Source organism: Nostoc sp. ChiQUE01b (assembly GCF_034531255.1).
GTDB lineage: Bacteria > Cyanobacteriota > Cyanobacteriia > Cyanobacteriales > Nostocaceae > Nostoc.
Genome location: NZ_JAVRBM010000033.1, coordinates 40,094 through 66,708, shown reverse-complemented (window position 1 = coordinate 66,708; position 26,615 = coordinate 40,094). Strand labels below are relative to the sequence as shown.

Here is a 26,615-nt window from a genome sequence, read left to right as displayed (position 1 = left end):
TAACAATTCTGATCGCCTCATCAACCGTTAAACCAAGAGCGGTTGCTTATTGAGGCTTCAACCTAATTCGTAATTTGTAATTAAAAAGGGTTTGTACGGGTTATCCCATCACAAAGAAGGCGATCGCGCTCCTCAAGATTGCGGTTGTGTTTGAGGTAATCGCCCACCCAGTCACAACCACGAACAAGCAGATCATCAAGATTTAAATTCCACAGAATTATCGTCTTGTCGTAACTAGCTGATGCTAGTGTTTGACCATCTGGGCTAAAACTGACACTTAATACCCCAGCGCTATGTCCATTAAGACTTTTAATTAATTTGCCATCACGGCTCCAGAGTTTCACTGTACTGTCCCAACTGGCGGCGGCGAGTAATTCACCATTGGGGCTGAAAGTCACGGCATTGACGCTATCGCTGTACCCCTTTAATAACGTTTTTAACAACGTCCCATCCCGTCGCCACAGTTTCACGGTGTTATCCCAGCTAGCAGAAGCCAATAAATCGTCAGTGGGACTAAAGTTAACACCCATCACCCAACTGTCGTGAGGCGAGAAGGTTTTGAGCAAAGTACCATCTTGCCGCCAAAGTTTAATAGTTTGATCATCACTAGCAGAGGCTAAAATCTGACTATCATGGCTGAAATTTACGCTATTTACCCAACCCTGATGCCCCACTAAGGTTTTGAGCAACTTGCCCTGACGATTCCAAAGTTTCACTGTTTTATCTTTACTAGCTGATGCCAAAAGTTGACCATCAGGACTGAAATTCACGCTCATTACACTATCGCTATGACCGTAGAGAGTCGTGATTAAAGTACCGTCCAACCGCCAAAGTTTCACAGTTTTGTCATAACTTCCTGAAGCCAGCATTTCACCTTTTGGGTCAAAACTGACACTAGGAACTTGATCTGTGTGCCCCTCCAAAGTTTTGTATACTCGGGTTTTTACCTCGCCATTACTGGTGTACCGTTGCCAAAGTTTGACAGTGCGATCGCGACTACCAGAAGCTAGCATCCGACCATCGGGACTCCAAGCAACGCTCAAAACTTGATCTCGATGCCCTTGAAGAATAGACGGTCTTGGAGCATCTAAACTCCATAGTTTTATACTTTTGTCGTAACTTCCTGATGCTAGCGATTTATTATTTGCACTGAAAGCGATGCCAACAACAGCAGCGCTGTGTCCTTTGAAAGTTTTGAGTAAAGTCCCAGTGATACTCCACAGCTTTATAGTATTGTCTTGACTTGCGGAAGCTAATTTTTGACTATCGGAACTAAAGCTCAAACTCCACACTGTCTTTTTATGCTTCTGTAAATTTTTGTAAATACGAAAATCAAAACCGTCTTTAGTATTATTACTTTCCCGCCGCCAAAGTTTCACTGTTTTATCTCGACCTGCTGATGCCAAGAATTTACCGTCAGGGCTGAAAACAGCTATCATCACAGGCTTTTGATGTCCCTGCAAAGTTGTAATCAGAGTACCGTCCCGTCGCCAGATTTTCACTGTCTTATCATCGCTGGCCGAAGCAATGAATTGACCATCAGGACTGAAGTTTACCCAGTTAACTGACCCTTGATGTCCTCTCAGGATTTTTACTAAGCTACCGTCTTTGCGCCAGAGTCTTACGGTTGTATCCTCACCACCAGTAGCTAACAATTCGCCATCAGGACTAAAATTAACGCTATAAACCGCATCTTCATGTCCTTTCAGGGTTTTATATGGCTTGAGGTCAAATTCACCTGTAACCGGGTTTTTGTGCCATATTTGCGCTGTTTTGTCGAGGCTGGCTGACGCTAGGGTTTGACCATCAGGGCTGAAACTTACACAATTAACAGCATCAGTGTGACCTTTGAGGGTTTGGAGTAAGGTACCGTCAGGACGCCAAAGTTTCACTGTTTTATCTTTACTGCCTGATGCTAGCAACTGACCATCTGGGCTGAAAGTTACTCCCCAGACAACATCAGTGTGCCCTTCCAGGCGGTTGATCTCTGTTACCCCATAAACTGCTTGTTGCAAGGCTGTCACTACCCGCATTCGGGTATCTGGCTGAACTCCATCTGCTTGTTTAAGTCTTCTCCAAGCCCGCAAACCTTCTAATAGGGCATCAAATTCTTTATTAGAGGCAAACAAAGCTTCGCTAGCAGCAGCGATTCCACTAATTTTCAAGTTGGTTTCACTGCTTTCAGCTCGTAGAGTTTGGCGGACTGCTGCTCTTTTTTGTAAGTCGGCTTGCCACCATAACGCTGCTATTGTTCCCCCCATAATTGCTAGGATTGCACCTGCTATCCGTGCTTCCCGCAGTCGTCGTTGCAATACCAAATTTAGTTGCTTTTGACTAAGTTGTTGGGCTGCTTCGGCTCTAGTTTTTTCAAGTTTAATTTTTTCTAATTCGGCGAGTATACCATAGTTGTTCTTTTGGCGAATTGGTTCAACTAAATAATCGTGAACCAACTGGTAGCGATCGCCTAACTCTTCTCTGACTCGCAATACCAAGCCTGAACCCACCAATATTTCTAAAATCAGTTCTCCAACTTTGTCAAAGCTTGATATCGTCTCTATATCATAATTATTAACTAATGCAGCCGCTAAATCAGCTTTAGTTTTTAAAGGTCGCGTCCCCTTTTCATCTGTTAACTCAAATAATAATTTCCAACTTAACTCTTCGTTCTCCTGACCGCAGTCTTTAATCACTTCCCCTAACCAGCGTTCTACCAATTTTGCCGAGCCACCACAAAGCTTATATTCTGCAAGTGTCGTAATATTTTCTATTTGTAGTTGAGCACCGACTATTTGTAATTCAATTGGATGTACTTCGTCTAGTTCTCCTGTCAAATCCTGGACTAATCGGTTAATTAATTCCTCACTTAGTTCATAATGTGAACGTTGAGTAAGACTGTGAATTATGGCTTTGGCATCTCGGCTAGAGAATTTTCCTAAATAGTAGCGAATATCTTTATCAAGAATATTTTTATTAATTACTCCTAAATCATATAAGCCAGTACTATTTTTCTGACTCAAACGTTCAAACTCTAATAAATGGTGTAAGTAATCTTCTCGTAAGGAAAGAATGATTTTGACATAAGAAATGTTTAAACATTCACTAAAAAATTTATAAAATTCTATTCTTTGTGTAGAAGGATTACTAACAAAGAAAAATTCTTCAAACTGGTCTAATATGATAACTATCGTATAATTGCGCTCACATGCTAACCGGATTCTTTCTAGTATTATGGTGGGTGTAGAGTCAATATTAACCGATATTCCTGTGTATGCTAGCGCTTGGTTGATACTGCTGCTCAAGATTGTTATCCAATCAGTATAAACAGATAAAACAATCGGTATAGGAATGCGTTCACCGATAACTTTTCCCTTGAGTGCTGGGACTAAACCAGCTTTGAGAATTGAACTTTTACCTACACCAGATGGCCCATAAATAACTGTGAGTTTGTAGTCAGCGCGGGTAATCCTTTCAATTAAGCGATTGACATCTTGTTGCCGTCCAGAAGCAGATATTTCTTGAGCAATTTCTTCAGGAATAAACAGTATTTTGTGAGGTTCTAGTACTGGGTTAATTCTGGGGCGTTTTGGCTGTAATTGACTTGCTCCGATAAAGGCACGAAAGCCATACTGATGTTCTATTTTAATTTTTTCTTGCTTCAGCTTAAAGGCTTCTGTATAGTTATGACACTCAAAAAAGTAAAGCGATCGCAGTTCCTCTAAAATCTCTAAGTAAAGTAATGGCTGATGTTGTAGCTCACAAACTACCCTCGCCCATTCCAAGTTATTGATAGCTTCCTCGCACTCACCCAAATGCCGTTGTGTGCGTGCTAGCAAGAGAAGATACCAACTTTCTTGTCGTCGTCTTCGCAAAGCGTCTCGCAGAGAAACTTGTGTTACTTCTTCGGAGATAGAAAGCGCTGTATTTGCTAATTCATGAGCCAGTAGCCAATTCGATTCTGAAGCCGCCACATTTGCCAAAAAACCATAATTTTGAGCAACTTGTGCGGGAGTTCCATAAGTTTTATGTAGGTGTAATGACTTTTGAGCTAATTCTTTTAAGTCATCCCAGGCTTGTAAACGTTGCAGCATTTCACAAGCAGGCAAAATGAATTTAGCAACTAAGTCTTCTCTTTGTACCTCCTCCAATAGCTCCAAGCATTGTTTAAACCACGACAGAGCATGTTCGCAATAGCTACTAGTATTCTGGTATAAGTCTGCCATTCGGTGATAACAAAGCCCCAGGTGGAATAGTACTATTGCTTGCTTGAGTAAATATGAGGGGGGCATAGGTTGAGGACATAACAGAGGCAAAGAAGAATTACTCTCCCACTCTGCTACTCTCCTCGCTTCCTGCTGCCATAATGCTAGGCTTCTTTGATAATTGGCTAAAGCACCATTAATTTGATCGTTGGCGTATTTATCTCGCCCTAACACAAATTCTAAACTAGCTTCTAATCCTGGTGTTAATTTAACGTTATACAGGCGTAGTAAATCATTACGGGCTGATTCTATTTCGTGGCGGTGTTGCGACTTAGGATCTAAATCTAGGAAGGCATTAGATAAAAACGTTTCAGCACCTGCTTCTAAAACTTTGTCAAATAGAGATTCTTCCTCTTGAGAGATCAAAGTAATTAAATCTGCTTTGGCCATTTCAAATTTAATAGTGGTTGCAGCCCAGCTTTTGAAATCAGGCGCTAATCTTGAAAGCAATGATGCTACTTCATCCTGTAGCCACAACACCACTGGAAATGGAAAAGTCGCAGCATAGATATCTCGTGCTTGGTTGACACCTGTAAGTAAGTTTTCTAGGTCGGTAGTTGACTCAATACCGAAAATCATTACAGCAGATGGTAAAGAGTCTGTAAGGACGGCAGGATTATCTAAAGATAGTTCTGAGATTATTGTGCTGTGTAAAGAAGTAGTTGATGGTTTGAGAAAGATTTCTCTGATATTAATTTCTTTGGTATTCGAGCGAATATTTTCTAACATTTGCTCGCGCAATCGCCCATAGTTACATCGAACTAAAATCAGAGCAAATTGACCTTCAGAAAGTGCGATCGCTCTAATCAATCTTTGTAAAGTATGCTGATTTTCTTTGGTGTAGACGCGTAGCTGTTTGTCATTAGTCATTGGATATGGGGTATTGGGCATTGGATATGGGGCATTGGATATGGGGCATTGGTCATTAGTCCACTAACAAATGACCAATGACAAATGACAATTGACTGTTACTTGTTTTGTTGCCAAGCCAAAACTTTTTCTGTTTCTGCCAAGGCTGGACTGATGCCAAACCAGCGCCCCACAGGATCGCGATATTCAAACAGATACATACTTCTTAGTAAGCTCTGATAGTCAGACTCACCTTTAACTCTCTGCTGCTGTACCACTTCAAACAATAATTCCCACTGGGATTCATCAATAGCTAATAGCAGATCGTCGCGGTAGTCCTTAATCACTGCTTCCAAGCAATCCCTAGAAAAAGGCGGATCTTGTCGTTGCAGGCAGCTATAAAGTAAGCCCAATAAGTTACGAATGTGACCACCGCTAACGCGACATAGACGATCCAAGGTTTGGGAGTGATCGAATAATTCTGTAATTAATAACAGTCTGCTATTCAAAGGAACTTCTGGAAAAGCTCTAGCTAGAACTAACTGGCGCACTAGTGACATTCCTGGTTCGTAGTCACTGCCATCTCTTTGCCGCACTAATACCATCGGCAGTACTTTTGGTGCAATCCCTCCCCCTAGACGATTTTTTAGTGTCTCATACTCATTGGAGAAAATTAATGTTAGGGGAATTGTGTAAACTAGGTGGCATTTAAGTCGGCGTAACTGTTCGCCTCGGTCAATGAAGAGATATTCTGGTTGCGATCGCCCGGATGCTAAGGGACGCATATCCACTCGATCCAAATTATCTACAATCACTACCAGTCCTTTGTGACCCCTTAACTTTAGCTGTTCAACAGCCTTTTCTAAAATCTCTTCGTTAATCGCCTGCAAAATACTATTGGTACGTGGTTCCAGATATTGCCTCAGTTGATTCCGCATCTGGGTACTATCTTTAGTTTTCGCGGTAATTTTGGCAATACCCAAGGACAACTCTGCTTGTCCAGAAAGCTCTATGGGGCTTTGCAAAAAATCGCCTACTTCTTTAAACAAATTGGTAAAATAACCAGGTTTAAGTTTGATGCCAATGCCTTCTAAACTGGCACTAACTTGACGGGCTACACTCAGCAAAATATCGCTGATATCAATATCTGCCATGTCTAAGTCTTGACTGGACTCAAAATAAACCACATGAAATCCTGCCAATTCTAATTCTGTCTTGAGGCGCTGCAATTCCGTTGACTTACCGCAGCCGATATGACCCGTAAATAACTGACAGGTTGGCTCGTCAGGAGAAATACGAACGATAGTTCGTTGCAATTCTTCGACAATTTTGCAACCACGTACATCAGCAAAATCTATGTAATACTGCCGATCTAGTACGTTACTTATATTTAGCGTGTAGCTAGGGTTACATGCTTTATAAAAACGTGACAAATTTAATGTCGTTTTCATGTATGTAGAGGTTTATGTAGATGCAGTTTAGTTTGGATTTTTTATACAATTAATCCTTATCTACGATGTAGACACAGGATTAACTCGCAAGGTAGTAGTGTCTTGCAAAAGACAGCACTTGTTGCCAGATTACTGTCAGTAGTATGGTAGAGATTTAATTGACCCTAATAACGAATGGTACTAAGATAATGCAAACCCATTATCTGCAAAGCTTTTGGGTGTGGGGTGTAGGGTGTGGGGTATAGTGACGTTTGCGCCAGCGTTGCGTAGCCAAGAAATTTATTTATGTTCGCACTTATTTTTACTTTTCTTGATTTTTTCCGAAACTACACCCTATCCCCTATACCCATACCTGGCAAGGATTTCATCTTTTATTCGTACCATTCGATCCGTCAGGTCTTAAGCATATCTGTCCTTTTTACACCTGCTATTGAGGTTTTGACAATCTCTCCCTTTTGTTTGACGTGCCACAAAATTATATGGCCTAGGAAGTAAGTAAAAAAAGCTACAAAATTTCATGGTTCTCAGTTTGGATAGCTAATGAGTCTAACTAGTATGAATTATAGCAAGGTATACAGAGATATAGGAATATTTATATATCATTTCACATTCTATTTGTCAAGAAGGCAAAATCCCATACATCTGAATTAATATTTTGTAATCTTTAAGAAAAAATCTTCAAAAATAACTTGTCAAAAAGACTACAGTCAGTTAAAAATGGACACCGTAAACTTTAATCGGAATAATGACTAGCGCCATAATCATTGTGTAGTTACTGTAAAGTGTTACTAAAAATAAAAAAGTCTTGAGGAGAGCGGCTAAAAGATGCCAGCAGTGTTTACTGAAATTAATAATGATACGAGCGTGTCAAGGAATTTAGATTGCAACCAAAAAGGGGTGTGAATGGCTGGCATAATATCAGTTTCCCGCACGCATCTAGCCCAGCGTCGTCAGAAATTGCGTCGGCAGCGGCGGATGAGAATTATTCAAGCTATTTGGCGAACCTTTGCCATTACTGGTTTGGCAGGTGGATTGCTGTGGATGGCAGTCCAACCAGTGTGGATGCTAAAGGCTCCCAAACAAATAGTGATGAAATCAGGCAATAAATTGCTGTCGGCTCAAACAACTCAGTCATTGTTGGTGCTGTCTTACCCTCAGTCTTTGTGGCGGATAGAACCGTCAGCGATCGCTAACTCTTTAAAGAAACAACCAACTATTGCCCAAGCGATCGTCAGACGCCGCCTATTTCCTCCTGGATTAATCATTGAAATCCAAGAACGAGTACCTGTAGCGGTAACTCAAACACGTGGCAACAAAAAAGTAATAATCGGCTTACTAGATGCAAGTGGGGCCTGGATGCCTTTAGAAAAATATACATCACTGAATCCCACTAAAAAATTACCCAATCTCAGAGTAATTGGTTCGCCAAATCAATACTGCCTTTACTGGACTCAACTCCATGAAGCTGTGAGCCAAAGTCCTGTAAAAGTTATAGAAATTGATTGCCAAAATCCAACAAATTTAATTTTGAAAACAGAATTAGGAAATGTGCATCTCGGTGTTCCAGGCCCCCAGTTATCTGAACAAATTAAGGTACTCGCCCAAATGCGCCATTTAGCAACAAAATTTAATTCCGGTCAAATAGAGTATATTGATCTGAAAAATCCCGACTTTCCATTAGTACAGATGAACCAAAAAGACCAAAAATTAACTCCCAAAATCCCTAAAAACATCTAGCGTGTTTAATATTTTGATAGCTCCTAATAAATTAAGAAGCTTTATGCTGATAAATATATGTATTATTTTCAGTTTTCTGGCAAATCGCCTGAAAATCGGCATTAACTTCTAATTAAAATGAGAAGATCAATCATAAAATCTCCATTGGGAGTAACAGACCTCGATTGTTACCCTAACATCTAATAGTAGGGTGCAAGATGTCAGACAATCTAATGATGGTCTATGGCGTGCAAAACGCCTTCTGCCCATAGATTCTTTGACTAAACCCACTGCAAAAAAGAGAAAGTTGCTTGAGCTTTTCATTCAGATTCAGACTCGTGAGCAGAGGGCACTAATGAGAACGGTTTACGCCGCGATTCAAGTGCAGAAGCAAAAAGGCTCTGACTTTGGTCTGTTGAGGACACTTCCAAAGACAGTTTACCGAAGTTTCAATCTGTAACGAACAATGCCACCCAAAGTTGCGTAAGCATTACTTTTGGCCGATAAGTTTGAACTGCTCTGTAGTGTAATTCCTATTAGGGCTTCCAGAAAATAAATCATCCAATTTCACGCCCATCAAAACCACTTTCTTTCCCCCTGCCCCCTGCCCCCTGCCCCCTGCCCTCAAAGCAATGGAATATTTTTTTAATTGAAAGTCTCTTAGGTGACGAAATCTCTTAGAAAATCTTGATTTGTTGGCCGCACTAGTCAGGGTTCTTGTAGGATAGACTATTGCTCCAAGAAAGTGTCCATTGAGACCACCCAAACAACAAATTAATCAGGTATAGTCTGACAAGTAAATTCTTGCTTAGTTTAACCTTAAGAATAAGTAAGTAGAAGGTAAATTTTGTGTATAAAGTTCTAATCATCCCCAATGGTGAAACCTATTAACAATATTATGATTGAGGCAGAGAAGACACGCTGTAGTGTGTCTTTAAAAGTTATGCCCTCTGCTGAGAATAATCAAGAGATTAATGTCTGGTTGAAGTTATACAGGTCAGTTTTAGATAAATATAGGTATACTTCTCTAGAATTGGCTGTGCGATCGGCTGTGTTAAAAGCTTATCTCATAGCAAATTTTCGCATTGCCAATTCTGTTAGGCTTGGCAGTAGTGAAAACAATGAAGAACAACGCCATAGTATTGTGGCATTGTCAAACTAAAGTTGACTCTGAGGTGAATAACACCTGAAAAAGTCGTTTATCTACCCTTTCACAAATCCAATGACACTTGATAATAACCAAGGACTTAACTATAAAAATTCCCAATCCACGGGACAGCCGGGGTTCTCTCTGGCAGTTAACTCGACCAATCCCTTTAATAACTCTGGGCTGAACTTTGGGCAAAATCACGATAATAAGAAAATTTCTCCGGAAAATAGCCGAATTGGCGAGATTGTTCCTGGTCGGGTCGCCAACATCAAAGTGATTGGTGTTGGTGGTGGTGGTGGCAATGCTGTTAACCGCATGATCGAGTCTGATGTCTCTGGGGTAGAGTTTTGGTCAATTAACACTGATGCCCAAGCTCTTACTTTAGCTGGCGCTCCAAGTCGATTGCAAATTGGGCAGAAGCTAACACGGGGTTTAGGAGCAGGTGGTAATCCTGCTATCGGTCAAAAGGCAGCTGAGGAATCACGGGACGAAATTGCTACGGCTTTAGAGGGTGCAGATTTAGTATTTATCACTGCTGGTATGGGGGGTGGTACTGGGACGGGTGCAGCACCAATCGTGGCAGAAGTGGCCAAAGAAATGGGCGCTCTCACTGTTGGTGTAGTCACACGTCCATTTGTTTTTGAGGGACGCCGCCGCACTAGTCAAGCGGAACAAGGTATTGAAGGACTAAAAAGTAGAGTAGATACACTGATCATTATCCCCAACAACAAACTGCTGGAAGTGATCCCCGAACAAACGCCTGTGCAAGAAGCTTTTCGTTATGCAGATGATGTGCTGCGTCAAGGGGTGCAAGGTATTTCTGATATCATCACGATCCCCGGTTTGGTAAACGTTGACTTTGCTGATGTCCGAGCTGTGATGGCAGATGCGGGATCGGCATTGATGGGAATTGGAGTCAGTTCTGGAAAATCTAGAGCCAGAGAAGCTGCGATCGCAGCTATTTCTTCACCATTACTAGAGTGTTCTATTGAAGGCGCTAGAGGAGTTGTATTTAATATTACAGGTGGTACTGATCTGACTTTGCATGAAGTGAATGCAGCCGCAGAAGCAATCTATGAGGTAGTTGATCCCAACGCCAATATTATTTTTGGGGCTGTAATTGATGACAGGCTCCAAGGTGAGGTAAGAATTACTGTAATTGCCACCGGATTTACAGGTGAAGTACAAGCTGCGGTACAACAAAGCGTGGCTAACGTTCGAGTAGCACCTAATACCTCGAAGCGTCCAACAACACAGCAACCAGCAGTTAATTCCCCAAGCTCAACTCCAAATTCAACTCCAACTCCAACTCCAATTCCAGAACCAAAAGAAAAACCTGGATTAGATATACCTGATTTTCTGAGAAACCGACGTACACCAAGGAATTAAAAGATTTTGGATTTGAGATTTTAGATTAACTTAGCAGTTTCAGGTCAGGCTGAACGCTGTATAAAATCTGCTACTTCCACCAAGGTTTTACCAAGGGCAGGGATAAGCAATCTTTTGTCGTACCCAATTTTGCTAATTGGTAAAAAACTTGTCAACGCTACTTTATAGAATGAATTTGGGCAGGAGTCTACTGGCTTGCATGTCCAGCTATGCTTTCAGAACAAAACAATAGAAATACCTGCCCAACTATGGATGCATCACCGATAGCGCAGCGTAAAGCTTTCTCTTCTCTTTCAGAGACGCACTCGCGTTCGAGAGGCTTGTCTGCGACACGCACTCGCGTTCGCCAACGGCATGGCTTCTCTACAAACAAAAAATAAATAAATGTAAATTATTTTTGGATTTTTAGTGTCTGTTCAATCCATTGAATAACCTGATGACCAAGGCGAGTACCATCTAGGCGGTCAATCTCACGAATACCGGTAGGACTAGTGACGTTAACCTCAGTTAGGTAGCCACCAATAACGTCAATACCGACAAAAATTAAGCCGTCTTGGCGTAAGCGTTCGGCTACTTGGGTACAAATTTCATACTCTCTGGGAGTAATTTTGGTTTGAGCGACTGTACCACCAGTTGCCATATTATTGCGGAAATCAGTTCCGCTAGAGAGACGATTGAGCGCACCAATTGGTTCACCATTGAGCAGGATAATTCGCTTATCTCCCTCTTTTGCCTGTGGTAAATAGGTTTGCACCATTACTGGCACTTTACCTTGGAGGGTACTGAGTTCAACAATAGAGTTAAAATTGCGATCGCCTGATTGCAAAAACAAAATTCCTTCGCCAGCTTTATTACCCAACGGTTTGAGAACTGCTGCCCCCTTTGCTTCGACAAATTGCCGGATAAACTGCTTATCAGCACTGACAATCGTTTCTGGAATCGCTTTGGTAAACTGAAGGGCGTACATTTTCTCATTTGCCCCTCGAATGCCGCTAGGACTGTTAATCACCAGGGTTTTATTTTGGTCAATGTAATCCAGAATGTAGGTGGCATAAAGGTAGAAATCATTGACAGGTGGATCTGTCCGCATAAATACGGCGTCCATTGTCTCTAAAGAAGTTAAGGAAGAATCGCTCAACTTATACCAAGGATTCGCCGCTACCCAGCGTCCCGCCACCAAATGCACTGGTACAAGTTCGACTCGCTGTAGGACAGCCCAAGCTTTGCTCTCCACCACACTCAGCAGATTTGCCTGAGTCACCCAGACTTCGTGTCCCAGGATTTGCGCTGCTTCAATTAGGGCAACACTGGTATCATGACATGGGTCAAGTAGATGGATGGAATCAATGATAAAAGCCAGTTTCACCCTTTATACCTCAATCACCAAAAAATTAAATGGTTATTCAATTATTATCTCTTGATGCTCTCACCAATTGACGTACATGTGTACTGCTGAGTGGAACCTGGAGAGTAAAATCTTGTGGACAGATATCGCTTTTGTGAAGAAAAAGCTCGTAGAGAAGGCAGCGCGTTGTTTTTCTAGAGTTGTAGCGACTGCCGTGTAATTTGCAGCGGCTTGTCGCTTGCGCAATACTTTCTGAACCTATACGCTATTGCTAGAAGTTAGTAACTCATCCAGCTTGCCTTGACTATCTAAAGCGTGGATATCATCACAACCACCTACATGATTATCATTGATGAAAATTTGCGGTAAAGAACGGCGTCCATTTGCTCTTTGAGCCATTTTATTTCTGGCTACTTCATCTCCATCAATGCTGTATTCGATAAATTCAACACCCTTGCTTTTGAGCAAACTTTTGGCACGAATGCAAAACGGGCAAGTCCTCCAGGTGTAAATTTCTACTTTTGCAGCCATGATGCCCTCAACTTGATTTAATACTTTTTAATTTTAGAACTTTACCACTGACTGTGGCTGCTTTATCCCTTCATAACCTAATCTACAGAAGCCGTTGATGTAAGTAGGCAAAAATAAATAAAAGTCGTGTTAAACCAATTCGCAATTCGCAATTCGCAATTCGCAATTACGTTTTGTGACGGGGATTTAAACCCTGATACAAAACGTTCTGCCTGTAGAGGCAGGGGACTTAAACCCCCAAACTTTGTTAAGTAATGTAAAAAATATTGAGATTAGTTTGTGGTGTGCCCCTTGGGGAAGCAAGCTACGCGTAGCGCCTCTACAAACCTTTAATTATTTATGCAGCTTTATTTAGGCTTCAAAGTTAAGCTAGCCAAATATACTATTTTTATTTTGTATCCGATTTAACAAGCTAATAATATTTCAGTTTAAATCTTAGCAATAGCGGTAATTATATTGAGATTGTTTCTATCGCTCAAATTTTTTCGTTACTAAGCGCTAGTTAAAAAGCAGGAATTATTGGGGTGAGTTCTAGTTTACGTTTCTTACCTCTAACAAAATCGACGCACCCAGCCATTGATAGTAAATCGACATAAACAGAAAAATACCATTAATCAATTGTTCTAGCATGTCTTTTATAAAATTGTCATTCAGCAAATTCCACATAACCCGATAAAGCTTTAGTCAAGTAAAAATATCTATTATTTTCAATAGAAAATGCCATAGTTACTATTAACTACGGCATTTTCAACTAGAAGTTAAAAATTTATTTCAGTATTTACTGGGAATCAACGGCGTATTCAATCAGCTTGGCAAGGCGCTGACGTAGAGTTTCTAATCCCAAGCGCTGACTCGCAGAAATAAATACTGCGAGGGGGAATTCTTCTCTAGCTAGAGCTAGTGTCTCACTATTGGCTTGATCGATCTTGTTAAAAACAACTAATGCCGGGCCAGGAGTTATTGGCATTTGTACCAAAATTTCTCTGACTGAGCGAATATGACGCAACCAAGCGGGGTGAGACAAATCTACCAAATGTAGTAGGGCATCGGCTTCTGTGACTTCCTCCAAAGTGGCGCGGAAGGCATCCATTAACGATGCAGGCAGTTCGTGTATAAACCCTACTGTATCTGTAATCAGAATTTCCTGATGTTCATTTGTTTCGCCATAAGGAATCGCCAGACGGCGCGTGGTAGGATCGAGAGTGGCAAATAACTGGTCGGCTGTATAAACTTCTGCATTAGTCAGGGCATTCAGCAAAGTGGACTTGCCAGCGTTGGTATATCCAACTAAAGCGACTGAAGGAACTTCTTGATGCTGTCGTCGCTGCCGTAACCGCGAACGATGGGCTTGCAACTGATTCACTTCTTTTTGCAGTCGGGAAATCCGCTGCCCAATGGCACGGCGTTCAGTTTCCAGTTTAGTTTCACCAGGGCCACGAGTCCCAATACCACCACCCAATCGGGACATGGTGCGACCTCTACCAGCCAGTCGTGGTTGCATGTATTCTAACTGTGCTAGTTCTACTTGCAACTTACCAGCACGGGACTGAGCGCGTTGGGCAAAGATATCCAAAATGACTTCGGTGCGGTCAACCACCCGGATACCAATTTGCATTTCTAAGTTGCGGACTTGGGAGGGTGAGAGGTCGCGGTCAAAGACAACGAGGTTGACTCCTAGTGTTTGGGCAGTTAGGGCGATTTCTTGCACCTTACCTTCGCCAACTACGGTTTGGGGATGAACGCGCGATCGCTTTTGTTGTATTGTCTGTAATACATCTCCCCCAGCTGTATCAACTAAACGTGCCAATTCTACTAAGGTATCTTGGAATTGTAGGGGAGTCATCTCACTGGTCATCAGCCCCACAATCAGCACGCGATCGTGGTCAGCATCTACTTCCTGGGCGATAAATTCGCGCTGGAATTCCGCTTCCAGATTTTCCACCAAGTCTACTAAATCCTGCTCTGCCAGATCGTCCAAGTCCAGAGGTGGCGATATATTCCAACTTGGAGATTGGATTTGGCTTTCCCCTACCTTGAGAGCAGCAGGACTAGTAATCAGGGTGCGAGACTCTTGGGGTGTCAGATGAGCTAAATAAACTTCTTTGACATACCCAGTCACACCGCCTCCCCGGCGTGTAAATCCGGTTCCAGTAATATTCAGGACAACTAGGGCATCTAAGCGTTGTAGTGCCATCGCCGTGAGCGCCGCTTCGTTGGGCGGTTCTGGCTTGAGATGGGTGGCGATACAACGAATACCACTGAGTCGTTCTGCACCGTAACGGGGCAATTCCATCGGTGGTATTTGCGTTTGACGCGGTGTGCCTACCCCGACGCGAATCACTTGTCCGCGACGGTTGATGTAGGCGCACACAGGCTGATTGACTTCTGTGCTAATTGCCGCCAGACGCTGAGAAAACTCAGGCGTGGTGATGCGATCGCCTGGTATGCGCTGGTGATACAGCCGCTGTAGTTGCTTCAGCTGGCTGGACTTCAGACCTTGGAGATTTCCAAAAATAGTTTCTATAGGCGTTTATGACCAGTTAAATGGCCCCCCGAATCCTTATATGTCTATTTTACAACAGGGTTTCGGCTCCTATCTCTCTCCTTTGAGGGATGCGTTAGTAATTAGTTCACGGTGGGTATTTATTTGAAGCTATTTTGGTGGTAGTGCTATGTACCCCGTCGAGCAATGGTTTCTATTCACACTGTCTCCGAATAAAGATAAATTTGTAGCGATCGCTTTTAATTTAAGTTGCTTAAAATTGAGGCTTAATATGCAAATCCCATACTTCTTTTAAACGTTTTGCATCTGATTCAGAAATTTGCCCTATTTTAGCCAGCAACAAAAACTGTTCTAGGCAATTTAATCGAGACAGACGCACGGTTGATGCAACACGCAAGCCACTTGCAGCCCAATCATTTAGAGGTACATCAGTTTGTGTGCGTGGTTTTGCAGATGTGATTACTGCTACTACAACATCATTTCCATCTATCCACAATACAATCACGGGGCGTTTTTTAGAACTGCCACCGCTAGTGAATGGAATATCTGCTACCCAAAACTCACCTGCTTGGATAGTCGTCATAAAGTCCTTCGTCTTCTGGTGCGTAACCGTTCAAAAAAGCGTTATGGTTGCGGGTACTTTTGGGTTCTTCCGCTTTTTGTTGGATGGTGATTACCCAGCGTCCTGTAGTTATATTTTCCAGTATTGATTCTGGGAGATTCAATTTCTCCCCTGGTTTTAGTTCAATTTCATAAGTCAGAGTAGTTAATTCATTTTGCATAAGTGTTAGTTAGGATTTTCATAATGTTAGTGTAATGCTATTTAGGGGCGATCGCTTTTAATTTCAGTTAGTATTTTCAGTGGAAGTGTGAAAGCGATCGCTACATTAGTTTAATCTCTATAGCGGTTATTGAATTAAAGCTTGAAACCGCTCATTTTCTCGGATACCATTAAAACTAGAGTCGGTTTTTGCTCTATTTTTATATTTTTAATAACTGATAGCAATTGCACGTTGTAGATTTTCAATTGCGAGTTTAATAATGTCTTGCTTGGCGAAACAGCAAGCCTTATAGTAGTAAAGTCCAGCACAGCATTCAGGCTTAATTTCAATAGCTTTATCATAGCTGGCAATCGCTTGCTCATAGATACCTAAGTAATAAAATGCCATGCCACGAATGCCCCAAATTTCAATATCTTTATTATGAATTTTTATTGCTTGGTCATAAGAGTTGATTGCCTCCTCATAACGACCTAGTTCGCTAAAAGATAGCCCACGATGATACCAAGCCCAATAATCATCAGGATTGACCACAATAACTTCGTCATAATTAGTAATCGCCTCTTCATAGCGTCCTAATTTTCGTAAGGTTTCAGCTTTTTTATACCACCAAGTCGAGTAGTTAGAAATTTTTAATTTCAAAACTTTTTCATAACTAATAAGTGCTGCTTCATATTCATTCATAGCAAATAATAAGTTTCCTAATTCAAATAGCAATGAGCCTCTATAAATTTCAGTTTGATCTTTTTCTGATATAAGGTATTGAATTTCTAGCACTTTCTCTATTTTTTTATCATGACTGAGTTTTAAATAGTTATGACAACTAGCTTCATCTAATAGGCGATTTGATTCTTGTTCGACCACTTCTGGTGTTGTCGGTAATTCAAACACCCCAGAACGCCAATCAAAAAAATCTGGAGCGCGATGAATAAAATAGTTTATCGAAAATGAACGCAAAAGAAAAACAAAGCTAATTGGAAAATCATCTCTAAAGCGTTCGCGCTGTTGATTTAAGTGATTTAAAATATGTGGAACACTGGTTAAATTGCTAAATTGTCCTTCGGTAATTTCCCCAAAATTTCTTTTCTCATACTTATATAAAGAATATTCCAGACCTTTAATCAATAAAATATCAACTTGCTTGTTTTTAATAAACTCTGCCACTGGCTGATATAAATTATCAATTGCCTCAACCAAGCGTAAAACTGCAATCTTCTTCTGCGGAATTTCCTGTGGAAGTCTGACAATCAAATTGTCTGCTTCCACAGGTGTACATTGAACAAAAAACAAACCAAATCCTGATTTTCGCCTCAATGCGCGAAGTAAGTCTTGATAAGCTTCTTCTGGTTCTGGGGGTAAATCATCATCCCAATCACTTAAATTTGGGTTCATGAAAGTTTCGCTACGGCTTCTTTAAATTCTGGAATTCCTTGAATCAATGGATGAATATCATACCAACGCTGCATCTCTCCATCATCATCCAAATAGCGGTATTCTAAAAGACTGCGATTATACATCAAGCTCCGATACAAGTCATCATTAATAATCCGTTTAGAAGAAGACACTTCTGCTAACAGACACCATTGATGATTTTCCACAGCACGGCGAAAAGTATCTCTGGCTTGAGTAATTGCTCGTCGCACCGCCCTTTCTGAAACAGGTAACTCTTCAGTGCGTCCAATGGCATCTTGAGTTAACAATAGCAAATTCCTCACATGACCTCCACTCATCAAACAAAGTCTGTCTAAGGTTTGGGGACTGTCGAAAATTTCCTTCTCTAGTGATAGTTCCGGTGCAATTTGCCGGACTCGCTTGTTAATTACTTCCTTAACTTTCTTGAGTCCTGGCTGGTAAATGTCTCCCTTGAGAGTGTTTACCATAATCATCGGCAAAATTTGGGGGTCGCCGTAGATATCTCTGAGGTCTGTTGCCCTGGTAGAATAGACCATTGAAATCGGGACAGTATAAATCAAATGGCAGTCTAAAGCTTGGAGTTGTTCGCTGCGGTCTAAAAAGACTTCCTCATAGTTGGTGTGGTCTTTCTCTTTGACTAACACCATCCGGTCTAAGTTATCGACAATTACCGCCAGTTGAGTTTTACCCGTAGGTAAGTTCTTTTTTGCATCCCCCAGGAACTCATTTAACACCTGAATTAAAGTGACGGTGTAAGGATCAATTTTTTGGCGAATCTTATGGCGTAATTCAGGAACAGCTCTTAAATTTGCGGTCAACTTGGCAAACTGAGCAAGTTGGGTTTCTACTTCCAGACTCTCAAACTCTATGGGAGTCTGCGCTAAATCTTTTAAATCTTCCCAACGACTTTTTAACCAGTTGAGTATCGGACGAGGACTGGCAATTTCTTTTAAATCTTTGAGCAAACGGCGGGTACAGGCGAGGAGTATATCTGTATATTGGGCATCTTCAGAATCGATATCTTCTTCATCAGCCGCAAAATAGACAACATAAAATTTCCGATTTTCTAAATACTTTTTTAACCTGAGTAATTCTGTAGACTTCCCCGCACCTCGATGACCAGAATACAATTGACAAGTATTTGTATTTGCTAGTCGCATTCGATTTCCCAACTCTTGCTCAATATCCGCATCTCCCCGCACATCCTGACAATCTACATATTTTGGATCTCCTGCGGGTAAGGGTTCAAAGGGGTTAAAGGCGTTGTAGAGGTTTGAGAGTAAGTCAGTACTATTAACCATAGGTAAAAAATATAGCAATGATGCTCATAATAATCGAGATCATACAGAATTGAGGTAGATGAATCCAGTTCAAATACTCATTAACGGAGTTCAAAGGCTCATTAACGAAGTTCAGAGGCTCATTAATGGAGTTCAAAGGTTCATTAATGGAGTTCAAAGGCTCATTAATGGAGTTCAAAGGTTCATTAATGAAGTTCAAAGGCTCATTAATGGAGTTCAAAGGTTCATTAATGAAGTTCAAAGGCTCATTAACGGAGTTCAGAGGTTCATTAATGAAGTTCAAAGGCTCATTAACGGAGTTCAAATACTTGTCAGCAAAAAAACTACTACGAGATGGCAAAATCTCTACTTCCCTATTCTTACAAAAGAGAAACTGGGGTTAGAGTCTTGCGCCAGCGTTTGACTGCTGTTTGTAATTCCTCTGACAACCAACTATCAAATTGCGGATAAACTGGCAAACGGGGCATCAATTCCCACCCCGCAGGCTGTAAAATTTCTCTTAATGCCTGTTCCTGAACATGAGGATAATCGGGATTCACTTCATCTTTTGGCCCTATTCCACCCAAATCTCGCGCACCAGCTTCGATACAAGCGAGTAACCATCGGTCATCTTTAACTAAATTTGGCGGAATTTGAATAGTAATATCTGGCGGTAAAATCTGACGTGCTTTAGCAATTACTTCTGGTAATTGATGAGGGTCAAAAGGTGGTGCATCAAAGGTTTGCTGATATCCTGGACTATGAGGTTGTAAGATAACTTCTTGAATGTGGTGATAACGTTGATGCAGTTGAGATATAGCTGTTAATGTTTCCCAGCAATTATCAACTGTTTCCCCAATTCCCAATAGTAACCCAGTTGTAAAAGGAATCTGCAACTCTCCCGCCCATTGCAATTGCTGTAAACGAACTTCTGGTAATTTACTCGGTGCGTGCCGATGTACACTATTTAACAATGTTGGCGTTAACTGTTCCAACATCAGCCCCATCGAAACATTCACACGCTTGAGCTTTTGCATTTCTTCAAAACTCAGTGGCCCCGCGTTTGTATGAGGTAAAAACCCCATTGAAAGCGCTAATTCACACAAATCATAAATTCGCTCAAACCACGCCTGACGCTTTGGCGAATGAGGATGTACTTCACCACTGAGTATGAGAATTTCACAGACTTTTTCACTTTGAAGTGGTTTTAAAATACTGTCTGCATCTAAAAGACTCATCCACGGACTTTTACCCGGTTCGCTGCGAAAGTTGCAGTAACTACACCGATTAAAGCACTCGTAAGTGGGAACGATTGTATAAGCAGGGCTATAAGTGACAAGACGAGGATTATTAATTGGCATAAGCAGAATAAATTTGCTTTTAGTAAGCAGCCCCAGGCTTATTTAAGGGTTAGAAACGCTGACTAGAAACTTTTAATTATTCACGCCCACTTATTTATTAAATAAAAAAGAATTATTTTGCTTTGTAAATTTCTGGTAACTGCCACCAAGGAACATGGGGATACTCGTGATGTTCTTCATGATAGCCAAAATGATAGCACGTGATAAATGACCACCAAATTGGACGGCTAATCGTTTGGGCATAGTGAGGCTGAATATAACCTGTGATTGGTTCGCTATGTGGAAGGAAAGTACCAAAATAAAATAATTGGAATGAACTTAGAAGCGAAGGAAGCACCCAAAAAGTTATTAGATTAGCATGGGGTATATGAAGGATACGATTAGCAAACTGATATATAAGAGTTAGAGCAATAATTTGTCCCCAACTCCAGTAACCTTTCATAAAATGGAAATACCAAGCAAAAAAGTTTTTATGTTTACCATTATGAAAGTCTGGGTCTATTTGAGTTGCTGGATTTTGGTGGTGTAACCAATGCTTTTTCAATAATTTTTTATATGGTAAAAGACCATAAAGAGATAGGGTTAATGTCCCAACAAGATGATTAATTTTACTGTTTTGGGGAAACACCACCCCATGCATAGCATCATGAGATGTAATAAATAATCCCGTATATAAAAATGTTTGCCAAGCTATGCTAGGCAATAGTATCCAAAATTGTAGCTTGGAGATATTAAGGGGAAGTAATAAACTCAAGCTAATGACCCATGCGCTAACAATGACAATAGCAATGAAAAGTCCTTTAAACTGAGATTTACTTTTCACTACTGGGGTCAGTTTTGTTTGATGGCTGGGTGGTTGTTCTAATTGAATCACGCTTTTACTTTGCCTAGTATTCAGGTGAAAATTACTAAAATATAGTCACCACAAAAAGCACTAACCACCAGCCAGAAAACTTTATTAGTGGTAAGTGTTTTGCATCGGATGGTGCCAACACTCTAAGATGTTTAGAAATATTAAGATACTTGAACTATTATTACACATACAACCGCAATACCAACAACTGTTTTTGGGATGGCGGTTAGATTATATAAGTTATAGTACTGATAAATTTAGTAATTATAAACACTAGTGTTTATAATGTGGGGCTTTTTAAACAGCCGAAGCCTGGGAAAAAGGCGGTAACATAATTAGCGGCAAGAGTAGGGAATGAAGTGGAGTAGTTTGTGTATGATGCTGTAGCTGTTGAGATCCCAAACTAATGTAGGCTAAAAAGCGATGGTTGCCAAGCGATCGCTCCCAAGTTCAGGCTGAGGATTAAACCCCAACTTTAAAGAATTACGATTATTGACATTGTATGCACTTTCTGCTGCATTACTTGGATAAAGTTCCATCGCTTATTTTGCTGAAGAATTAAATTACACTTATTATCGTATTTAACCTATAAAATTAAGGCTATCTGCCTATAGTACTAAAGTGCAAACAAGCCTAAAGGATGAAATTTTCAATATTTTCAGAAAATACTTTTAAATTAGCGAAATAGTATTTTAAATATCAAAAAAATCTAACGGAAGTTAGAAGATTTACTGATATTGCCCAGACTAAGAAAGAATAAATAATAAGTATGGCTCCTAATAAGCTAAACTGCTGGAGCCACTTTCTACAAAATAATCATCCTAGAAAAATGAATGACAATTAGCTAATAATTACTCGCATTCTCGTTTAGTTACATAGTGGCGGTAGCGAAACATTGCTTCTAATTGCGCTTGCACTAGCCAACCACTGATAAATTCAACAGTTCCTCCACCAGGCATAGAGAAGGAAATAGCGTCAGTTAATCTGGTTTTGCCATTTTCTGATTCAAATTCATGTCGATGTACCCAAGATTCAAAGGGGCCAGATATCTGTTCGTCAGTAAACAGGCGATATTTTTCACATTCAGTATGACGCGCTAACCAAGTTAAGGGTAATGGGCCAAGAAACAAGCGAAATTCGGTGATAGCACCCACGTTTAGCCCTCCCTCACGACGAACCACTTGGACTGGCTGCCAAGGTGGATTCAGCAGTTGCAAAATATCTGGCCTTTCGTGAAATTTCCAAACTACTTCTGGTGAGGCATTAATTACTGAGGAATGTTTAAAGTGCAGCATGGAAAGAAAAACCTAAAATTCAACTTTCGGATTCGGTATCAATCTCGATATCTAGGGTATCTTCATCAACCCGCACATACAAAATATTTGGGTTACAACAAACTTGACAATCTTCAACGTAAGATTGCTGTCCTCCAGCACTCAAATCAATAAAAGTTAAGTTCGGTTCGCCGCAATAGGCGCAGTAATACTCAGCTGTGTTTTGCATCAAGTTTTCAGCTATGAATTCATGGGTATTGGGCATGGGGCATTGGGCGTTAGGAGTGCTGAGTTAGGAGTTAAGAGTTAGGAGTTAAGAGTTAGGAGTTTTGTTTATCTCCTTGTCCCCTTGTCTCCCTCATCTCCCTTTTCTCCTCATCTCCCTCATCTCCCCCATCTCCCCCATCTCCCCACTCCCCTACTCCTTAGTTCCTAGTCCCCAGTACTGGCTGTAATTCTTTTGAAGATGGATTGATATAACTTTTAGCATCAGCCAAATGCTTTAGTAGTGTAGACTGTGGCAAAGGCCCTTGCAAGTGGCTCCAGGGTAATACTTGTTCTGTTGACCATTCGGCGTGGACGTAGAAATCTAAATCGGGGATTTGCCCTTTGAGTTGCTTGAAAGCACGTTTGTAGCTACCCAAGGAATCGCCAAAGTTACGAGTAAGTTCGAGAAGTTGGGAGAGTCTGCGATCGCCTCTCGATAATAAAGCCTGTATAATCGACCAATTATAGCTTTCTGGGCGAAATTCTATTCCCTGCGGTTTTAGCTGTTTTTGCAAAAACTGCAACCGCTTTTCGGCTTGGCGATTTACCCCAAACCATTGAAACGGTGTGTGTGCTTTGGGTACAAAGGTGCTGCATCCGTATGTTAAGCGTAATCCCGGTGCAGCTTTTTTGATATTGCGCATCATCGCCACGGTTTGTTCTAAATCTTCTGCTTCCTCACCAGGAATTCCTGCCATTCCGTAGAGTTTCAAGCTTTTTAAGCCGCCAGCTTTGGCATTTATCGCTGCTTGGATAATTTCATCGTTATGCAGCTTTTTGTTGACGATTTGGCGGATTTTCTCGGAACCACTTTCTACTGCAATAGTAAGCGATCGCGTGTCTCGTTTCGTCAAAGTTTCTGCTAACTGGACTGTTACAGTATTAGTTCGGACTGAGGCAATACTGAGACGGACATCATCATACTTTGGCTGACTAATATAATCCAGCAAAGTCTCAAATTCTGGGTGTTGAGTTACAGAAGCCCCTAATAATCCTAGCCGATTTGTGACTTCTAAACCTTTGGCGATCGCTGGAATTAATGAATCTTCCAGACTGGCTGTTCTAAAAGGTAACGTGAGATAACTAGCCAAACAGAAGCGGCACATTTCTGGACAACTTCTCACCACTTCCACCATATAAATATTTTCCCATGCCGCTTTTTCGGTGACTACAGTAGATGCCGATAGTGTATTTCCTCTATAAGTTTGCTTTTGCACCACTGCGGGAATTTCGGGAGAAATTGGTTTAATAGACTTTACTTCACCATCTCTTGTGTGATATTCCACTTCATACAAACTGGGTACATAAATTCCTGGTATTTGTGCAAGTCTTTTTAGTTGAGTTTGTCTTGAGGCATTTCTTACTTCTTTGTAAGCCTCAATAAAATTCCCTAACAGGGTTTCACCGTCTCCCAGTAAAATGACATCAAAAAAATCTGCAAAAGGTTCAGGGTTAGCAGTAAGAACGGGGCCACCACCAAAAATTATCGGATGAGAATCATCACGAGAGGTTCCTCGAATATGAATTTCTAAAGATTCCAGCAAATTTAAAATATTCACATAATCCAGTTCCCACGAAATAGAAAATCCCACAATTTCCGGCGTTCTAGGGAGTTGTTCGTGAGTATCGGTAAACAGGCGACTCACCTGCACATCATCACGCATCGCCAAGGTTGCCCACACCACCTGATAGCCAAGGCTTGTAATACCTACGCTGTACTCATTGGGAAAGGCGAAGATTATGGGGATAGCGTTGGTGTCTGGGGTAGCGGGGGTAAAGAGAAGGCGTTCAGAGTCAAATACAGATGATGTCACAGGTGTTTGTTAGAGGCAAGTTTATCTATATTTAATTTTAAGCCATAGAATAATTAAGTTAAAAATCAATGTTACGGCGTTAGCAAGAATAATTGGCAAGGATTGTAAATAAATTCCATAGATTACCCACAAAAAAACACCACTTATGAATGTAATCAGCGTAACCAAAGAAACATCTTTTGCTGATTTGGTTTGCCAAGTTTTAAACATCTGTGGTAAGAAGGCAATCGTGGTTAGTGTAGCAGCCGCTAATCCTAAAATTGTTATAAAATCCATGCGATGCAACCAGAGCAATTCATTTGTAGTGTAACGCTAGAGTAACAATTACATGATATTAAAGTTTACTTAGTTTATCTTTTTGTTTTATGATGTAATTTTATTTCTTGACTGATATTGTATTCTTTGAATTTTTGATATAAGACTTTGCCCAAGCATACCGTTGTGGATCTTTGTTTAGTAAGTAGTTTATCACTTGCCGACGCTTGCTTTCATCCTTAGCATTTTTCACTACTCGCTTGATTTCAGAATCCATATCTCTAGGATTAGCTCCACGTTTGATTGCTTCTTGAAACCAATACTCACCATCTGAATATTGATGTCGTTCAAAACAAATAGCTCCCATCAAGGTGTAAGGGTGATGGCTTTTTGGTTGATACTCAATAGCTTGACGGGCACAATTTTCTGCTTTATCTAATTTATCAATATCTCGAAAAGCTCCACCTCTGCTAGTTAGCAAAGCTGACTTGAGTTTATTTTCTTTGATTTTGTCTAATTCCAAATTATTTGTCAGTTGCAATGCGTGTTCTGGTTCATCTGCTTTACGCCAATGGCTGCTCGCATTTGCTAAGTTCCATTTGTTCTCAGTGCGCTGAAACTCCTGCTCATAGAAATTTGCTTCAATTGTGTGGTAAGTAATCAAAATCTTACCAGAGAATAATTTAGTCCCTTGACACTGAGGTTCTTGCCATTTAGAATAACTATATGTTGGTTGAGGCACTTCAATTTTAGTCACTTGAAGCCAAGCAAACTCTGTTGGTTGAAGTCGCTCTTTTAACTCAAACTTTTGCAAAATTGTGTATAAAATACTGGTGCATAACTTATCTTGATACTCTAAAATATCATATTTTAGTTTTAAAGCTGCAAAGTGCTTTTGTTTAGCAAAAATAATAATATCTTCACGTCTATTATTTTTCAACCACTCAATTTCTGACTCATTAAGTAGTTCTTCTGAATCTATCTTAGATTTTAGGATAGAAGCGTATTTTTCATTTGCAATTTCTATAATCTCAGTCAGCTTGCGTTTTGTGAGGAAGTTAATATCCTGTTCACCTAACTGATTCGACAACTCAAGTCTTTTAAGAATTTTATACAAGTGACTTTTGGGCGATGAATCCTGATACTCAGTTGCTTTATACTTAAGTCTCAATGCGGCAAATTCTCGTGTTTGTTCCAACTCTTGAGCAATGGCAATTGTTTCGCTAAGTTCTTGCTGTTCCAACCAGTTAATCTCGGAATCACTCAAATTATTTTTGGTATCAATATTTTGTAGTATTGGATATAGTGGACTTGATAATGATAAATCTAGGTGTTTATTTGCCTGGTATTTATCTCGTAATTGAGCAAATTGAGCTTCTTTTTCTGACTCCTGCTGCTTAAAAATTTTTGCTGTTTCAAATAGCTCTCGTTTTATCAGCCATTCTAATTCGGGAGCGCTTATTTTTTGTTTAATTTCCAATTTATTGAGAATTTTATATAGTGGGCTATTAATTGATGAACCCTCGTATTTAGTAGCTTGGTACTTTGTTTTTAAAGCAGAAAAATGCTTCTCCAATTCCATCTTATGAGCAAGAGCAGCTGTACTACCAAGCCCATTATTTTTTAGCCATTCAATCTCTGAATTCGTCAGTGAATTACATGAGTGAAGCTTCCAAAGAATTGGATACAGAATAATAGAAATATTTTTGAAAGCTCCCGAAAATTTAGGGACTTGATACTGAGATTTGAGATGGGAAAACTCATTTTCTAGTTTTCTCAGTTCTTCTAACTTATATTGCTGCTGTTGGCAAATGATTTCAACAGTTTCAAAAAGTTTTTGCTCTCTTAACCAATTAAACTCTAATTCAGTTAGCTCAATTCCTAAATCAACTTTACGCAGTATAAGATAGAGAAGACTAGAGGGTGATGAATCGTTATATTTAGTTGCTTGATACTTGGACTTTAGGCTAGTAAAGTGTTTTAAGCGATTTTGATACTCTTTGTCCGTATTGATAGCAGCTGTCATGGCACGTATTTAAATGTGTTATCCGCTACTATAGCAACATCAGTAAAAAAGGGCGAGTCAGAAACCCACCCTCGAAGCATAAATATCTACTGAAAGTTAA

General features: G+C 40.5%; 20 protein-coding genes and 1 pseudogene. 3 read left to right on the top strand and 18 right to left on the bottom strand.

The features are described 5' to 3' along the window. Positions 1-80 precede the first annotated feature (80 nt). Together RMY63_RS21290 and RMY63_RS21285 are read right to left on the bottom strand one after the other, a co-directional pair. Positions 81-5,129 (bottom strand): hypothetical protein, encoded by a 5,049-nt coding sequence (locus tag RMY63_RS21290; protein WP_322730614.1) that lies wholly within the window; start codon positions 5,127-5,129, stop codon positions 81-83. A gap of 98 nt (positions 5,130-5,227) precedes the next feature. Further along, positions 5,228-6,559, bottom strand: coding sequence for a P-loop NTPase fold protein (locus RMY63_RS21285; RefSeq protein WP_322730613.1), 1,332 nt, complete (start codon positions 6,557-6,559; stop codon positions 5,228-5,230). A 903-nt stretch (positions 6,560-7,462) separates the two neighbouring features. Here RMY63_RS21285 and RMY63_RS21280 point away from each other — a divergent pair. The 3 genes from RMY63_RS21280 to ftsZ all read left to right on the top strand — a co-directional run bounded on the left by RMY63_RS21280 (position 7,463) and on the right by ftsZ (position 10,814). Then, positions 7,463-8,296, top strand: coding sequence for a cell division protein FtsQ/DivIB (locus tag RMY63_RS21280; protein WP_322730612.1), 834 nt, complete (start codon positions 7,463-7,465; stop codon positions 8,294-8,296). Positions 8,297-9,149: 853 nt separating this feature from the next. Beyond that, positions 9,150-9,437: a hypothetical protein gene (locus RMY63_RS21275; RefSeq protein WP_322730611.1), complete on the top strand. Its 288-nt coding sequence runs from the start codon at positions 9,150-9,152 to the stop codon at positions 9,435-9,437. A gap of 60 nt (positions 9,438-9,497) precedes the next feature. Continuing rightward, a complete protein-coding gene (gene ftsZ, locus RMY63_RS21270) occupies positions 9,498-10,814 on the top strand; it encodes a cell division protein FtsZ (RefSeq protein ID WP_322730610.1) in 1,317 nt (438 codons plus the stop codon). 391 nt (positions 10,815-11,205) lie between these two features. Here ftsZ and gshB read toward each other — a convergent pair whose 3' ends face one another. The 16 genes and pseudogenes from gshB to RMY63_RS21195 form a co-directional block, all read right to left on the bottom strand. After that, positions 11,206-12,180, bottom strand: a complete 975-nt coding sequence (gshB, locus tag RMY63_RS21265) for a glutathione synthase (protein WP_322730609.1) — start codon at positions 12,178-12,180, stop codon at positions 11,206-11,208. 237 nt (positions 12,181-12,417) lie between these two features. Further along, positions 12,418-12,690 (bottom strand): glutaredoxin 3, encoded by a 273-nt coding sequence (grxC, locus tag RMY63_RS21260; RefSeq protein ID WP_322730608.1) that lies wholly within the window; start codon positions 12,688-12,690, stop codon positions 12,418-12,420. A 778-nt stretch (positions 12,691-13,468) separates the two neighbouring features. Next, entirely contained in the window at positions 13,469-15,214 is a 1,746-nt protein-coding gene (gene hflX, locus RMY63_RS21255) for a GTPase HflX (protein ID WP_322730638.1), read from the bottom strand. A gap of 232 nt (positions 15,215-15,446) precedes the next feature. Then, on the bottom strand, positions 15,447-15,776 hold the full coding sequence (locus RMY63_RS21250; protein ID WP_322730607.1) for a type II toxin-antitoxin system PemK/MazF family toxin: 330 nt from the start codon (positions 15,774-15,776) through the stop codon (positions 15,447-15,449). Further along, on the bottom strand, positions 15,754-15,975 hold the full coding sequence (locus RMY63_RS21245) for a hypothetical protein (RefSeq protein WP_292862667.1): 222 nt from the start codon (positions 15,973-15,975) through the stop codon (positions 15,754-15,756). The genes RMY63_RS21250 and RMY63_RS21245 overlap by 23 nt, the downstream gene beginning before the upstream one ends. 126 nt (positions 15,976-16,101) lie before the next feature. Further along, positions 16,102-16,170: pseudogene (locus RMY63_RS41860) on the bottom strand (hypothetical protein); the annotation flags it as partial. Positions 16,171-16,182: 12 nt separating this feature from the next. Next, positions 16,183-17,364 carry a tetratricopeptide repeat protein gene (locus RMY63_RS21240; RefSeq protein WP_322730606.1) on the bottom strand — a complete coding sequence of 394 codons (1,182 nt, stop codon included), beginning with the start codon at positions 17,362-17,364 and terminating at the stop codon, positions 16,183-16,185. Then, complete coding sequence (locus tag RMY63_RS21235) at positions 17,361-18,686, bottom strand: AAA family ATPase (RefSeq protein ID WP_322730605.1); 1,326 nt, start codon at positions 18,684-18,686, stop codon at positions 17,361-17,363. Before RMY63_RS21235 ends, RMY63_RS21240 begins: the two co-directional genes overlap by 4 nt. Before the next feature lie 359 nt (positions 18,687-19,045). Next, a complete protein-coding gene (cofG, locus tag RMY63_RS21230) occupies positions 19,046-20,026 on the bottom strand; it encodes a 7,8-didemethyl-8-hydroxy-5-deazariboflavin synthase subunit CofG (protein ID WP_322730604.1) in 981 nt (326 codons plus the stop codon). A 112-nt stretch (positions 20,027-20,138) separates the two neighbouring features. Continuing rightward, complete coding sequence (crtW, locus tag RMY63_RS21225) at positions 20,139-20,900, bottom strand: beta-carotene ketolase CrtW (RefSeq protein ID WP_322730603.1); 762 nt, start codon at positions 20,898-20,900, stop codon at positions 20,139-20,141. A 392-nt stretch (positions 20,901-21,292) separates the two neighbouring features. Continuing rightward, a complete protein-coding gene (locus RMY63_RS21220) occupies positions 21,293-21,418 on the bottom strand; it encodes a hypothetical protein (protein WP_322730602.1) in 126 nt (41 codons plus the stop codon). Between the two features lie 312 nt (positions 21,419-21,730). Next, positions 21,731-22,174, bottom strand: a complete 444-nt coding sequence (locus RMY63_RS21215; protein ID WP_322730601.1) for an SRPBCC family protein — start codon at positions 22,172-22,174, stop codon at positions 21,731-21,733. Between the two features lie 19 nt (positions 22,175-22,193). Continuing rightward, complete coding sequence (locus RMY63_RS21210) at positions 22,194-22,382, bottom strand: CPXCG motif-containing cysteine-rich protein (RefSeq protein WP_012411100.1); 189 nt, start codon at positions 22,380-22,382, stop codon at positions 22,194-22,196. Between the two features lie 196 nt (positions 22,383-22,578). After that, positions 22,579-24,234, bottom strand: coding sequence for a radical SAM protein (locus RMY63_RS21205; protein WP_322730600.1), 1,656 nt, complete (start codon positions 24,232-24,234; stop codon positions 22,579-22,581). 21 nt (positions 24,235-24,255) lie between these two features. Next, positions 24,256-24,510, bottom strand: a complete 255-nt coding sequence (locus tag RMY63_RS21200) for a SemiSWEET transporter (RefSeq protein WP_322730599.1) — start codon at positions 24,508-24,510, stop codon at positions 24,256-24,258. Positions 24,511-24,610: 100 nt separating this feature from the next. Further along, complete coding sequence (locus RMY63_RS21195) at positions 24,611-26,515, bottom strand: hypothetical protein (protein WP_322730598.1); 1,905 nt, start codon at positions 26,513-26,515, stop codon at positions 24,611-24,613. Positions 26,516-26,615 lie beyond the last annotated feature (100 nt).

Coding starts and splice junctions, on each gene's coding strand:
- RMY63_RS21290 (WP_322730614.1), bottom strand. CDS start 5,129: ATGACTAATGACAAACAGCTACGCGTCTACACCAAAGAAAATCAGCAT.
- RMY63_RS21285 (WP_322730613.1), bottom strand. CDS start 6,559: ATGAAAACGACATTAAATTTGTCACGTTTTTATAAAGCATGTAACCCT.
- RMY63_RS21280 (WP_322730612.1), top strand. CDS start 7,463: ATGGCTGGCATAATATCAGTTTCCCGCACGCATCTAGCCCAGCGTCGT.
- RMY63_RS21275 (WP_322730611.1), top strand. CDS start 9,150: ATGGTGAAACCTATTAACAATATTATGATTGAGGCAGAGAAGACACGC.
- ftsZ (WP_322730610.1), top strand. CDS start 9,498: ATGACACTTGATAATAACCAAGGACTTAACTATAAAAATTCCCAATCC.
- grxC (WP_322730608.1), bottom strand. CDS start 12,690: ATGGCTGCAAAAGTAGAAATTTACACCTGGAGGACTTGCCCGTTTTGC.
- RMY63_RS21250 (WP_322730607.1), bottom strand. CDS start 15,776: ATGACGACTATCCAAGCAGGTGAGTTTTGGGTAGCAGATATTCCATTC.
- RMY63_RS21245 (WP_292862667.1), bottom strand. CDS start 15,975: ATGCAAAATGAATTAACTACTCTGACTTATGAAATTGAACTAAAACCA.
- RMY63_RS21240 (WP_322730606.1), bottom strand. CDS start 17,364: ATGAACCCAAATTTAAGTGATTGGGATGATGATTTACCCCCAGAACCA.
- RMY63_RS21235 (WP_322730605.1), bottom strand. CDS start 18,686: ATGGTTAATAGTACTGACTTACTCTCAAACCTCTACAACGCCTTTAAC.
- cofG (WP_322730604.1), bottom strand. CDS start 20,026: ATGCCAATTAATAATCCTCGTCTTGTCACTTATAGCCCTGCTTATACA.
- RMY63_RS21220 (WP_322730602.1), bottom strand. CDS start 21,418: ATGGAACTTTATCCAAGTAATGCAGCAGAAAGTGCATACAATGTCAAT.
- RMY63_RS21215 (WP_322730601.1), bottom strand. CDS start 22,174: ATGCTGCACTTTAAACATTCCTCAGTAATTAATGCCTCACCAGAAGTA.
- RMY63_RS21210 (WP_012411100.1), bottom strand. CDS start 22,382: ATGCAAAACACAGCTGAGTATTACTGCGCCTATTGCGGCGAACCGAAC.
- RMY63_RS21200 (WP_322730599.1), bottom strand. CDS start 24,510: ATGGATTTTATAACAATTTTAGGATTAGCGGCTGCTACACTAACCACG.
- RMY63_RS21195 (WP_322730598.1), bottom strand. CDS start 26,515: ATGACAGCTGCTATCAATACGGACAAAGAGTATCAAAATCGCTTAAAA.